Below are 12,750 nucleotides of genomic sequence, written 5' to 3'. Positions count from 1 at the left end.
CTGACAAGTTTATCATAATCAAAAGAAAAGAGCCTGCCCGGAGGGGAAGGCTCTGCTTGTTCATGCAACGCGAAAGCGATCACTGATTTCTTGCAGCCGCTCCGATAAGGATAGAAGCTCTGTTGCCAATTGACGTGATTTTTCAATAGAAGTGAGTTGTTCGCGCGAGGCGACCAGCATTTCTTCTGTGCTGCTTTTGGTCTCTTGGGAAATGGCAACAAACGCATCCAATGCCATGTCTACGGTGTGCAAGCCTTCGGTTATGTCGGATAACCCCTCGTTGGCTATATGCAGCTCTCCCGTTGTCTGATCGACAGCTTGTCGAAGCTCAAGAAAAGCAGATGCAGCGTCTGAGAGCTTTTGCAGGCTTTGCTGAAGCTGTTCGGATGCCTGTGAGGTTTCGGAGGAAATCGCATAGGTTTGTTCCTGAACAGCGTCCATCAGCCGCGTGATTTCTAATGTGGCATTTTCAGACTCACTGGCAAGCTTGGCTACCTCGTTGGCCACGACTGCAAATCCGCGCCCGTATTCTCCAGCACGGGCCGCTTCAATACTCGCATTTAAAGCGAGAAGCTTCGTTTGCTTCGCCACGTTTTGGATCAGATGAACAACATCTCCAATGGATTCTGATTGTCGACGCAGTTCAGTCATGCGGGTGTCGACCTGTGCGTACGTGTGGGAGAAGCGGTTGATCATCGTGTTCAAATCATCGATACGATTTTGTCCATTGTGGGTGACTGTCTGCATCTTTTTACCCGCTTCAATCACAGAGAAAATACGCGCAAACAGTCCGTCCATCGATTGCTTTATTTGCTGAAAAGAGGTGCTGGCGCCATCTGTTGAGGCAGCCGTTTGTTCGACGCCTTGGTTGACTGTATCGAGACGCAACGATAGCATCGACGAACGATCGCCTGCTTCATCGGCTGTTTGCCTGATAGCGACGCCGCCTTTGTTCAGTTCTTCAATCATGAGTTGGATCTCGGTAATAATCTCACACATTTGCTCGATCATGTGATTGAAGCTGTTTGAAATCCCACGAATCTCTGGACCCTCGTTTTGCAAAAGAGAACGATGGGTGAGGTCGCCCGAGCTGACCTGTTGCATTGCCACAATCAACGTCTGAAAAGGCGCAGTTATCCCCTTTACAACCAGCAAGCAAAGCAACAAAGAAAGGACCAGACTAGCGAGAATGGTCACCACGATTATTTTGGTTATCTCATGGAGAGGACCTAGATAGGACTCTTGCAAAACGTCTATGACGTATATGTAGCTCTCCTCAGGAGAATGCGTAAAGGCCAGTGTATGTATGTGACCATCGACAGGGACATGAATCACGCCGAATCGCTCTGCTTCCATCCGTATCGCGATATCTTGCGGGATTTCAATAGCGCCCTTTGTCACGTTTTCAATGGGATGAAAGGCTCCATTTTTGACCAGATATTGCTGGAGTATCAAGCCTTCCTGAGACAAATTGCTTTCTTGCTGTTGCAATTCGTATTGAAGGCGCTTTTGGTAGGCTTGATCGTCGCTAGCGAAAGTGAACTTCAAAAGCGATATTTTTTCGGTAGTCTTGTCTGTTTCTGAGTCAAGGCGGGACTCCATTTGCGAAATCATCGCCTTTTTTGCCTGGGTGTAAAAGGTCCAGCCAATCATGCTAGAAGAAATGAGCAGGATGCATAGCAGTGGGATCGTCAGCTTGGTACGGAGCCGCACTTGCCTGTGTAAGCGAGTAAAGGGAGTGAGTAAATGGCGAAAGATAGAGTGCATCTCCAGTTGCCTCCTGATAAGTGGATGGTCGAAAAGTCCCGAGACTAAGGACTATTGTAATAAGGAGATGTAAAGCCAGTATGGTGAACATGTAAACGAATGTTAACATCTATAGTTCGGAAAACATGCAGTAAATACCGAACGTTTGTCGAAGTGTATTCCAGCATTTTTCGTTGATAAATGCGTATGTTTGTGTTTTAATGTAGTTGAAACGTTCGTGAATTAACCTAAACTCAACCTTTTTGACTGGGAAGGTGACTCCTACGGTGGAAAAACAGGAACAACTCTACGAAGGTAAGGCAAAACGTATTTATCGGACATCTTTGTCTGATCAGTACTGGGTAGAGTACAAAGACGACGCAACAGCATTCAATGGAGAGAAACGGGCGCAAATCACCGGAAAAGGTGAGCTGAACAACCGTATTACGGCAATCTTTTTCACCATGCTGAAGGAGCGGGGCATCGACAACCATTTTGTCCGTTTGCTGTCCGCCACAGAGCAAGTTGTTCGCAAAGTGGAGATTATCCCTTTGGAGGTAGTCGTTCGCAATATCGCAGCAGGCTCATTGGCCAAGCGTCTTGGCATGGAAGAAGGGACTGTGCTCCCGCAGCCAGTTGTCGAGTTTTACTACAAGGATGACGCACTGGGAGATCCATTGGTGAATGCCTCCCATATCAAAGTGTTGGGGATTGCGAGCGAGAGTGACCAAGCGACATTGGAGCGCATGGGTCTTGCTGTAAATGAGGTCCTCGTGCCTTACCTGCGCGAGCGCAACATTACCTTGGTCGATTTCAAACTGGAATTTGGAAAAACAGCGGACGGGGAGATTCTCCTCGCCGATGAAATATCCCCGGATACATGCCGTTTCTGGGATTCAGTAACAAATGAAAAGCTCGACAAAGACCGCTTCCGCCGTGATTTGGGCAATGTGGAGGAAGCTTACAAAGAAATGCTTACGAGACTAGGAGGAGACGTACATGTTTAAAGCTGTTGTTTATGTAACATTGCGCGAGAGTGTTTTGGACCCGCAAGGACACGCTGTAAAAGGTGCTCTGCACACCTTGGGTTTTGATGAAGTAAACAATGCGCGCATCGGGAAGTACATGGAGCTGGAATTGAACACTTCTGACCGTGCGCAAGCAGAAGAGCGTGTACGTGAAATGTGCGAAAAGCTGTTGGCCAATACGGTGGTAGAAGACTATCGCTTTGATATCGTGGAGGGCTAAGGATATGCGAGTAGCCGTTATCGTCTTTCCAGGCTCGAACGCCGACATTGATTTGTTTAACGCAGTTGAAGATGTAATGGGAGTGCCTGTGGATTACGTATGGCATTCCGATACGGATCTTTCTAAATATGATGCGATTCTCTTGCCAGGCGGATTCTCTTATGGAGATTATCTGCGCTGTGGTGCAGTCGCTCGTTTTTCACCCGTCATGGAGCAAGTGGTGAAGGCAGCAGAAGAAGGCAAGCTGATCATGGGAATCTGTAATGGCTTCCAGATCCTGACCGAAGTCGGACTGTTGCCAGGAGCACTCTTGCGCAACCGTTCACTGAAATTCCGTTGCAAGCTGTCCGAATTGCGTGTGGAAAACAACGCTACCTCCTTTACCCGTGATTTCGCGGCAGGGGAAGTCATCCAAATTCCGATCGCGCATGGCGAAGGAAACTACTACTGTGATGAAGAAACGCTGGCGAAGCTGAGAGTGAACAATCAGATCGTTTTCCGCTATCATGGCGAGAATCCGAATGGTTCACTAGAAGACATCGCGGGCATTTGCAACGAACGTGGAAACGTACTTGGCATGATGCCTCACCCGGAGCGTGCCGTCCACTCTTGGATGACTTCCGATGACGGACGCCGCATGTTTACCTCGATCCTGAAGACTTGGAGGGAACAGAACAGTGTCACAACTCACGCATAAAGAACCGACAGCCGAACAAATTGCCGATCAAAAACTATACAAAGAAATCGGTCTGACTGACGAAGAATATCAGCGTGTCGTAGAAATTCTCGGCCGCAAGCCGAACTGGACGGAGACTGGTCTGTACAGCGTCATGTGGTCGGAGCACTGCTCCTACAAAAACTCCAAGCCTGTCCTGCGTCGTTTCCCGACAAAAGGACCTCGCGTTTTGCAAGGACCAGGGGAAGGTGCGGGTATTGTCGACATCGGTGACAATCAGGCGGTTGTTTTCAAAATCGAAAGCCATAACCACCCATCTGCGATCGAGCCGTACCAAGGGGCTGCGACTGGTGTGGGCGGTATCATCCGTGACGTATTCTCGATGGGCGCGCGTCCGATTGCGCTGCTCAACTCGCTTCGATTCGGGGAGCTCAAGTCTCCTCGCGTCAAATATTTGTTCGAAAACGTAGTTGCAGGTATCGCAGGCTACGGGAACTGCATCGGGATTCCGACTGTGGGTGGCGAAGTGAATTTCGACCCTACGTATGAAGGCAATCCGCTTGTTAACGCTATGTGCGTCGGCTTGATCGATCACGAGAAGATTCAAAAAGGGGTAGCATCCGGTATTGGCAACCCTGTTATCTACGTTGGTTCCAGCACAGGGCGCGATGGTATTCACGGGGCGACCTTTGCATCCGAGGAGCTCACAGAAGAGTCGGAGAAAAAACGCCCGGCAGTACAAGTCGGCGATCCATTCATGGAAAAGCTCTTGCTGGAAGCGTGCCTGGAGCTGATCGACACGGGTATCGTTGTCGGGATTCAGGATATGGGAGCGGCTGGCTTGACGAGCTCCAGCTCCGAGATGGCATCTAAGGCAGGAAACGGAATCGAGATGAATCTCGACCTGGTGCCACAGCGCGAAGCTGGCATGTCTGCATACGAAATGATGTTGTCTGAATCGCAGGAGCGCATGCTCGTCGTCGTGGAAAAAGGCAAAGAGGCAGAAGCGATTGCGATTTTTGATAAATGGGGCTTGGCATCCGCTGTAGTGGGTAAAGTAACGGAAGACAGCAAGCTGCGCCTGGTGCATCAAGGTGAGGTAGTAGCCGAAGTGCCAGTAGACAGCTTGGCAGACGACGCACCTGTGTACCATCGTCCATCTGCGGTGCCGGCTTACTACGAAGCAAACGCGAATGTAGATGCAGTGGCTACAATCAGTGAACCGAAAGATCTGAATGTAACGCTGAAAAGCTTGCTGGCTCAGCCAACAGTGGCGAATAAAGCGTGGGTATACGAGCAATACGATCACATCGTGCGTGCAAACACAGCTGTAAAGCCTGGTTCTGACGCTGCTGTTGTCATGGTGCGCGGTACTCGCAAGGCGCTTGCCATGAGTACGGATTGCAACGGTCGCTATGTGTACCTCGATCCAAAAGTGGGCGGTGCCATTGCGGTTGCAGAATCTGCGCGCAACGTCGTCTGCTCCGGTGCAGAGCCGCTGGCGATTACGGACTGCTTGAACTTCGGAAGTCCGGAAAAGCCTGAGGTGTTCTGGCAATTTGAAAAATCGTGCGAGGGCATGAGCGAAGCGTGCGTAGCACTCGATGCTCCGGTTATCGGCGGAAACGTATCCTTTTACAATGAACGCAGCGGTGACGCGATCTATCCAACCCCAACGGTGGGAATGGTAGGCTTGATCACTGATGTTGACCATATTACGACCCAGGATTTCAAAAACGAAGGCGACGCGATCATCTTATTGGGCGAGACCTTTGCTGAACTGGGCGGCAGTGAGTATCAAAAGATGGCTACGGGCAGCATTTCCGGACGTCCTCCACAAATCGATCTGACTAAGGAAGCGGCAGTACAAAAGCTGGTTCTCACAGCGATTCGCCAAGGTCTGGTGAACTCCGCACACGATTTATCCGAAGGTGGTCTGGGTGTCGCACTGGCTGAATCTGGCTTCGGCAAAGGCTTCGGTGCGCAGGTGGCTCTTGCGTCCGAACTGCGTGCTGACGTGCTCTTGTTCAGTGAATCTCAATCTCGCATCTTGCTCAGTGCTTCTGGGGAGCAAGCGGCGGCGATTCTCGCATTGGCAGGTGAACATGGCGTACCTGCCGAGAACATCGGTACGGTCGGCGGCGATCGTCTGGTAGTGAACGTGAACGGTACAGAAGCGATCAACGCTTCGACTCAAGAGGTGAAAGCAGCCTGGAAGGATGCGATTCCATGTTTGATCGGGTAATCTGGGACAAATTGAACGAAGAATGCGGCGTCTTTGGCATCTACAACCACAAAGAAGCATCCCAATTGACCTATCTGGGTCTGCACGCCCTTCAGCATCGCGGTCAGGAGAGCGCAGGTATCTGCGCCTCCGACGGCGAGAAATGGTATAAGCACCGCGGAATGGGTCTCGTGTCAGAGGCTTTTGGCAAGGGCGATCTGGAGAAGTTCAGCGGTCATATCGCAATCGGCCATACCCGTTATACAACGGCTGGCTCGAGCAAGATTGAAAATGCCCAACCGCTCTTTTTCCGCTATGCACAAGGCAGCATGGCTGTTGCCCACAACGGGAATCTCGTAAATGCCGCTGTGCTTAGAAAAGAACTGGAAGCAAAGGGCTCCATTTTTCAGACGACCAGCGACACTGAGGTGATCGCACATCTGATTGCCCGCTCTGAGTGCAAGGATTTGCCGGGAGCGGTAAAGGACGCCCTGCAATACATCAAGGGAGCGTATGCGCTTCTCGTCATGAACGAGAACCAGCTCGTGATCGCCCTCGATCCGAATGGCTTGCGTCCGCTGTCACTGGGACGTCTCGGCGACGCGATCACGGTCGCTTCCGAGACCTGTGCATTTGATATTATCGGCGCGCAATATTGGCGTGACGTGCAACCGGGTGAGCTGATCGTCATTGACAAGGATGGCATTACGGAAAGCAAGTTTACCGAAACGACACAGCGTTCGATTTGTACGTTTGAATACATTTATTTTGCCCGACCAGACAGTGACATCGACGGAATCAATGTCCACATGGCGCGCAAACGTCTGGGCAAGCAACTGGCATTGGAATCCGCTATTGATGCTGATGTCGTCACAGGTGTACCGGATTCGAGTATCTCTGCTGCTATCGGATTTGCGGAAGCGACAGGAATTCCGTACGAAATCGGCTTGATCAAAAACCGCTATGTCGGACGTACCTTCATTCAGCCGAGTCAGGAGCTGCGTGAGCGCGCTGTCTATCTCAAGCTGTCTGCGGTTCGCAAGGTAGTGGAAGGCAAGCGCGTAGTCATGATTGACGACTCCATTGTTCGTGGTACGACGAGTAATCGGATCGTCCGCATGCTGCGTGAGGCTGGCGCCAAAGAAGTGCATGTGCGCATCAGCTCTCCGCCCGTTATGAATTCTTGCTTTTACGGCATCGACACCTCGTCGCGTGAGGAACTGATTGCATCGACAAAATCCGTAGAGGAAATTCGTCAAATCATTGAGGCTGATTCGCTGTCGTTCTTGTCTGTTGAAGGAATGATCGATGCAATTGGCCGCACCGATTCGGCTCCTAATAGAGGACACTGCCTCGCATGCTTTAACGGAGAATATCCGACTGAGATTGAATTCGAAGAAGCGCTACCTGCGCTTAAATGCTAAAACAAGCAACCTCTTGTAGGGGGAGAAACGATGAGTGAAGCATATAAACAAGCTGGCGTAGACATCGATGCGGGCAACGAAGCCGTCGAACGTATGAAAAAGCACGTCAAACGAACATTCCGCCCGGAAGTTATGACTGATTTGGGCGGGTTCGGAGCACTGTTTCGCCTGGATACCAAAAAATACGAGAAACCGATTCTCGTTTCTGGTACAGATGGGGTAGGAACCAAGCTGAAGCTCGCTTTTGCCATGGACAAACACGATACAATTGGCATCGATGCTGTCGCCATGTGCGTCAATGACGTAGTGGTTCAAGGGGCAGAGCCGCTCTTTTTCCTCGATTATCTGGCAGTAGATAAGGTCATTCCGGAAAAAATCGAAGCGATTGTCAAAGGGATCGCGGAAGGTTGCTCCCAGTCCGGCTGCTCGCTGATTGGCGGGGAGACTGCCGAGATGCCTGGTATGTACGCAGAAGGCGAATACGACATCGCAGGCTTTACCGTAGGTGTCGTGGACGAGAGCAAAATGATTACAGGAGCGTCCGTGGCAGCTGGAGATGTACTGATCGGTCTGGCTTCCAGCGGCGTACACAGCAACGGATTCTCGCTCGTTCGCAAGGTTCTTTTGGCAGACAAGGGCATGTCCTTACATGATCATGTTGACGTATTGGGCAAAAAGCTCGGCGAAGAGCTGCTGACACCGACCCGCATTTACGTGAAGCAAGTGTTATCCGTTCTTGAGTCACATGAAGTGAAAGCTCTGGCACACATCACAGGTGGCGGCTTTACTGAAAACATTCCGCGCGTGCTTCCAGAAGGAATGCAGGCTGTGATCAACGTTGGTTCCTGGCCGGTGCTGCCGATCTTCGAGCTGGTACAAGGGGCGGGTAATATCTCTTACCCGGATATGTACAAAACGTTCAACATGGGCGTTGGCATGATGCTCGTCGTGAAGCCGGAAGATGCAGTGAGTGTTATGGAAAAGCTGCAAGAGCTGGGAGAACAGGCGTATTTGATCGGACATATTCAAGCGGGAGAGCGCAAAGTCGTATACAACGGGGTGGAATGGTGAGAAAGCTGGCCATTTTCGCCTCAGGCAGCGGCTCCAACTTTGAAGCGATCGTGCAGGCTGTACAAGAAGGCAGGCTCACAGGTGTAGAAGTTGCCTTGCTCGTGTGCGACAAGCCCGGTGCCAAGGTCTTGGAACGCGCAGAGCGTTTAGGGATCGACGCCTTTGTTTTTCAACCGAAGGAGTATGCAGACAAGGCTGCTTTTGAGCAGGAAATAGTGGCACAGCTCCAAAAACGTGATATATCGCTGGTTGTGCTGGCAGGCTACATGCGTTTGGTGGGCGACACTCTTTTGTCTGACTACGAAGGAAAAATCATCAATCTGCATCCATCTCTTTTGCCTGCTTTCCCAGGAAAAGACGCGATTGGTCAAGCACTCGCTTACGGGGTAAAGATAACGGGGGTAACGGTACATCTGGTTGATGCCGGTCTGGACACAGGACCGATCATTGCCCAGATTCCCGTAGCGGTGCAAGAAGCAGATACGGCTGAGACTTTGGCGGCTCGCATCCATGCTGTGGAGCATGAGCTTTTGGTGAAGGTCATTGGCTATTTAGCAGAAGAGAGAGTGAAGCTGGAAGGACGGCTTGTCCAGCTGACATAAATCGAGAGATCAAAAAGAAACCGACATCCTTTTACGATGTCGGTTTTTTGGTTATTCGTTTTAGAAATACTTCTTTCTCCAAAACAAGAGGGCTGTTACGGACGTAATGGCGGTAGACATGATCATAATGATCGTGAATGCGTGCGGATGATCCTGAAAAGGAAGCGGGACGTTCATCCCGTAAAAGGTGCCGATCACCATAGGTAAGGTGATGACAATGGTAATGGCGGTCAACAGCTTCACTACGCGATTCAGATTGTTGGAGATGACGGAGCCAAAGCCATTCATGATGTTCCCTAAAATGGCGGTATAGATTTCCGTCATTTTGATGGCCTGTTTGGTTTCGATTTTTACTTCTTCCAGCAGTTCCTTATCTTCTTCGTACATTTTCAAATAACTGCCACTCCGAAGCAGCGAGATCAACAGACTGTTCGTTTCCAGGGACGTCGAAAAATAAACGAGGCCTTTCTGCAATTCAAGCAAGGTAAGCAGTTCATTGTTTTTCGTCGATTGTCGCAACGATTTTTCCAGGGTTCCTGTCTGCTTGTTGATTTTTTTCAAGTACTGCAAATAATCATGCGACGTATTCGATAAAATTTGTAGGACGAATCGGTTTCGCATATGCGTGTGAAAGTTTTTCACTTTCCCTTGGACGAACTCATTCATGACAGCCGTTTCTACCAGGCAAACGGTTAAGATATAATCTTCCATCACCATGATTCCCAGCGGAACCGTCGTATAGTTGTCCTTCGCCCCTTCCTTCGTGGAGATAGGGATGTCCACGTAGAGCATTACGCGGTTTCCGTCCTTGTCGATCCGTCCGATTTCTTCGTCATCAAGGGCATCCTGCAAAAAATGAAGGTCAATCGACAACTCCCTGACGACTTGTTGCTTTTCTTGCTCAGAAGGATCGGTTAGATGGATCCAGCAGCCTTTTTCAAATTGATGCAGTTCTTCTATTTTTCCCATGGCATTCGTTTTGTAAATGTTCAACATGGTTTTCTCATCCTTTCGCAAATAAGGATCGGAGGGATACGACCATGTTGCGCAAGCATGTCTACATAAAGATACTTACATACACTCGTCCCATAAAAAGGGAGAATGTCAAATAAGGTATGGGGAACATGCCGCAGCGCCACAAGGTCGGAAAATTCTCCGTACACAATATTGATTGCAGTTATTCATTCCGCAACTTGGACTACTGTCCATTAAAACGTTCCCCCTTTCAAAAATAAAAACCCTCTAGCGAAATCTAGAGGGTTAGAAAAGTGCACAAAATAACACCACTTTTTCTCCCCCTACCAGAGCTTTGGCACTATACAACGTAAAGGAAACATTCCTTAGCCACCTTAAGAAAAGCCTTAGTTCGGCAGTTCCTGTTCTACCCATTGGCATCTTTCGATATTTCCGGGCAGTGGCCTATGTTTGTATAGGAGCCTCACCTAACGAGGATGAATGATTGACTTTGTCATCGTATTCCTGTCACCAGTATTTGTCAATCACGTTTTCTCGTCCTACATGCATGTTATTCATGTCCTTTCATACGGTGTCGGCTTCTAACTATGACCGACTCACCCTATTTTGCTGCGATGTTTGCCAACAACCACTCACATTCCGTTGCCGGAATAGGTTTGCTGAAAAAATAGCCTTGGAAAGTGCTACAGCCAAGCGAGCGTAAAAATTCCAGCTGCGCTTCTGTCTCCACGCCCTCGGCTACTAGAGAAAGACTCAAGCTATGGGCCATGGCAGCAATCGCGGACACGATGGACGTATTTGATGTGTTGGTAGACATGTTACGCATGAAAGACTGATCAATTTTCAAAGAGTTGATCGGGAGCGACTGCAAGCAGCTTAACGAGCTATAGCCTGTCCCGAAATCATCGATGGAAATATGAATTCCCATGTCTTGAAGTGCCTGAAGACGCGGGATGACTGTATCGAGTCGATGCATGGCAATGCTCTCGGTAATTTCAAGCTCAAGGTAAGCAGGGGAGATTCCTGTCTTTTGCAATGTTTGCTGGACCATTGTCACCAGATGCTTGTCTTGCAACTGGCGCATGGACAAGTTTACGGCGAGACGTACAGGTGGCAAGCCTTGCTGCTGCCATTCTACGCATTGTTGGCAGGCTTTTTCCAGCACCCATTGACCGATTGGGATGATCAAGCCCGTCTCCTCGGCTAGGGGAATGAAATCAAGAGGGGACACGATTCCATATACAGGATGCTGCCATCGAATCAAGGCTTCCAGGCCAACAATCTTTTCATGATCGTACTGCGGCTGGTAATGCAGCTGAAACTCGTTGTTATCCAATGCGGTTCGAAGTCCGGCTTCCAGCATCATTTTTTTGGCGAGAGCAACATTCAGTTCGGGGCAAAAAAACTGATAGTTGTTTCTGCCGTGTTCCTTAGCTTGGTACATCGCTGTGTCCGCATTTTTTATCAAGGTTTCAGCGTCGGTCCCATCTTGAGGGAAGAGACTGATGCCAATACTGGTAGTGACCACGAAGCTTTGGTTGCCCAAAAAGATCGGTGAGATGAGCTTTTGCATGAGCTTTTCAGCAAAATCCATCGCTTCATCGTGAGCCATTCCTGGCAGGATGATCGTAAATTCGTCCCCGCCCAGACGGGAAACGGTATCATGAGGACCGACGCTGTCTCGCAAGCGCTCGGCAATTTGCGTAAGCAGACTATCCCCGGTGGAATGGCCGAGTGTATCGTTGATGTATTTGAAGCGATCCAAGTCCAGAAACAGGATCGCAAGCGGTTGTGCCTGGTGAGAGGCATGGAGTAGCGAATCTTCCAGCTTGCTTTGGAATAAGGAGCGATTGGGCAGCCCGGTCAACGTATCATGGTAGGCAAGGTAGTGAATCATTCTCTCCGTTTCTTTGCGTTTGGTAATATCTTTGGCAATGACAAAATAGCCGACAGTGGTCTCGTTTACGACAATAGGAACGACGGTGGCGTTTAGCTCAATTCGCGCTCCAGTTTTATGGAACACAGACAGATCGTAATTATCGGATTCGCCTTTTTGTGTATGACGTGACATCGAGAGGACGCGCTTGACGCCTTCTCTGTCCATCAACTGATGAAAGGACTGGTTGCGCAGATCGTTCAGGCTGTAGCCGATGACGACTTCAAACGCAGGATTCAGATTCAAGAACTTGCCTGCCAGATCCAGCCAGCACACGATGTCCGGGTTGTGCTCAAACAGTGATTTGTAGCGCTGTTCGCTAACCTCCAGCCGTTGCTCAGCCCATTTGCGCTCCGTAATATCGTGTGTAACGATCAGGGCCCCAACAGGCTCACCAGATGCTTGGGTGAGGAGCTTCCCATTGGCTACGAGAATCGAAACGGCTTTTCCGCTCGGTTGTGTCCATAATTCCTGGCCATTGACGATTTCCCCGCGTAATACTCGAACAGACGGCAACTCCCCAAAAGCTACAGGAGTAATGCCGTCTGGATGATAAAAGGCAGAAGAGCCGTATGTTTGCTCGTGCAGATTTATCGGTTCGGACATGCCGAATTGTTTGGCAGCTTTGTTGAAAAAAAGGATATTGCCGTCAAGCCCGTAAACGGTCACCCCTGCTTCCATATGCTCCAAGATCGGTTGTAAAAGGGTTACATGAAGGGTAGAGGACGAGAAGCCACCCAAAGAACCGTCAACAGGCGGAGAAAACAGAGAATTTCGAATAAAGTTCATGTGGGCCCCCGGACTGTTGGATTTTGTTTGGTATCATTCAAATGTTATATGAAACTGAA

10 protein-coding genes and 1 riboswitch are annotated in these 12,750 nt (G+C 49.7%); of the genes, 7 read left to right on the top strand and 3 right to left on the bottom strand.

Annotated features, from left to right (window positions below; translation table 11 throughout):
* Positions 1–60 precede the first annotated feature (60 nt).
* Complete coding sequence (locus HP399_RS27935; protein ID WP_173618371.1) at positions 61–1,767, bottom strand: methyl-accepting chemotaxis protein; 1,707 nt, start codon at positions 1,765–1,767, stop codon at positions 61–63.
* Between the two features lie 266 nt (positions 1,768–2,033).
* Between HP399_RS27935 and purC the strand changes: the two genes are divergently transcribed.
* From purC to purN, 7 genes are read left to right on the top strand one after another with little or no spacing between them, the layout of a single operon-like run.
* Positions 2,034–2,753 carry a phosphoribosylaminoimidazolesuccinocarboxamide synthase gene (gene purC, locus HP399_RS27930; protein ID WP_173618370.1) on the top strand — a complete coding sequence of 240 codons (720 nt, stop codon included), beginning with the start codon at positions 2,034–2,036 and terminating at the stop codon, positions 2,751–2,753.
* Positions 2,746–2,994: a phosphoribosylformylglycinamidine synthase subunit PurS gene (gene purS, locus HP399_RS27925; RefSeq protein WP_007717324.1), complete on the top strand. Its 249-nt coding sequence runs from the start codon at positions 2,746–2,748 to the stop codon at positions 2,992–2,994. The genes purC and purS overlap by 8 nt, the downstream gene beginning before the upstream one ends.
* 4 nt (positions 2,995–2,998) lie before the next feature.
* On the top strand, positions 2,999–3,691 hold the full coding sequence (purQ, locus tag HP399_RS27920; RefSeq protein ID WP_173618369.1) for a phosphoribosylformylglycinamidine synthase subunit PurQ: 693 nt from the start codon (positions 2,999–3,001) through the stop codon (positions 3,689–3,691).
* A complete protein-coding gene (gene purL, locus HP399_RS27915) occupies positions 3,672–5,915 on the top strand; it encodes a phosphoribosylformylglycinamidine synthase subunit PurL (protein ID WP_173618368.1) in 2,244 nt (747 codons plus the stop codon). Before purQ ends, purL begins: the two co-directional genes overlap by 20 nt.
* On the top strand, positions 5,900–7,318 hold the full coding sequence (gene purF, locus HP399_RS27910; protein ID WP_106841037.1) for an amidophosphoribosyltransferase: 1,419 nt from the start codon (positions 5,900–5,902) through the stop codon (positions 7,316–7,318). The genes purL and purF overlap by 16 nt, the downstream gene beginning before the upstream one ends.
* Positions 7,319–7,348: 30 nt before the next feature.
* Positions 7,349–8,389, top strand: coding sequence for a phosphoribosylformylglycinamidine cyclo-ligase (gene purM, locus HP399_RS27905; protein WP_173618367.1), 1,041 nt, complete (start codon positions 7,349–7,351; stop codon positions 8,387–8,389).
* Positions 8,383–8,991: a phosphoribosylglycinamide formyltransferase gene (gene purN / locus HP399_RS27900; protein ID WP_173618366.1), complete on the top strand. Its 609-nt coding sequence runs from the start codon at positions 8,383–8,385 to the stop codon at positions 8,989–8,991. Before purM ends, purN begins: the two co-directional genes overlap by 7 nt.
* A gap of 60 nt (positions 8,992–9,051) precedes the next feature.
* Here purN and HP399_RS27895 read toward each other — a convergent pair whose 3' ends face one another.
* Together HP399_RS27895 and HP399_RS27890 are read right to left on the bottom strand one after the other, a co-directional pair.
* The gene (locus tag HP399_RS27895) at positions 9,052–9,987 is read right to left on the bottom strand and encodes a magnesium transporter CorA family protein (RefSeq protein ID WP_173618365.1); all 936 of its coding nucleotides are present in this window, start codon (positions 9,985–9,987) and stop codon (positions 9,052–9,054) included.
* Between the two features lie 292 nt (positions 9,988–10,279).
* Positions 10,280–10,448, bottom strand: a riboswitch (M-box (ykoK) riboswitch).
* 119 nt (positions 10,449–10,567) lie between these two features.
* Positions 10,568–12,691 carry a sensor domain-containing protein gene (locus HP399_RS27890; RefSeq protein WP_173618364.1) on the bottom strand — a complete coding sequence of 708 codons (2,124 nt, stop codon included), beginning with the start codon at positions 12,689–12,691 and terminating at the stop codon, positions 10,568–10,570.
* Positions 12,692–12,750 lie beyond the last annotated feature (59 nt).

This window comes from Brevibacillus sp. DP1.3A, assembly GCF_013284245.2.
In the GTDB taxonomy this organism is placed as follows: domain Bacteria; phylum Bacillota; class Bacilli; order Brevibacillales; family Brevibacillaceae; genus Brevibacillus.
Note: the sequence above shows the minus strand (reverse complement) of the source record. Positions and strands in the feature narration are given on the sequence as shown.

Bases quoted from the DNA above. Each gene is read 5' to 3' on its own strand.
- HP399_RS27935 (WP_173618371.1), bottom strand. From the start codon at position 1,767: ATGCACTCTATCTTTCGCCATTTACTCACTCCCTTTACTCGCTTACAC.
- purS (WP_007717324.1), top strand. From the start codon at position 2,746: ATGTTTAAAGCTGTTGTTTATGTAACATTGCGCGAGAGTGTTTTGGAC.
- purQ (WP_173618369.1), top strand. From the start codon at position 2,999: ATGCGAGTAGCCGTTATCGTCTTTCCAGGCTCGAACGCCGACATTGAT.
- purF (WP_106841037.1), top strand. From the start codon at position 5,900: ATGTTTGATCGGGTAATCTGGGACAAATTGAACGAAGAATGCGGCGTC.
- purM (WP_173618367.1), top strand. From the start codon at position 7,349: ATGAGTGAAGCATATAAACAAGCTGGCGTAGACATCGATGCGGGCAAC.
- purN (WP_173618366.1), top strand. From the start codon at position 8,383: ATGGTGAGAAAGCTGGCCATTTTCGCCTCAGGCAGCGGCTCCAACTTT.
- HP399_RS27895 (WP_173618365.1), bottom strand. From the start codon at position 9,987: ATGTTGAACATTTACAAAACGAATGCCATGGGAAAAATAGAAGAACTG.
- HP399_RS27890 (WP_173618364.1), bottom strand. From the start codon at position 12,691: ATGAACTTTATTCGAAATTCTCTGTTTTCTCCGCCTGTTGACGGTTCT.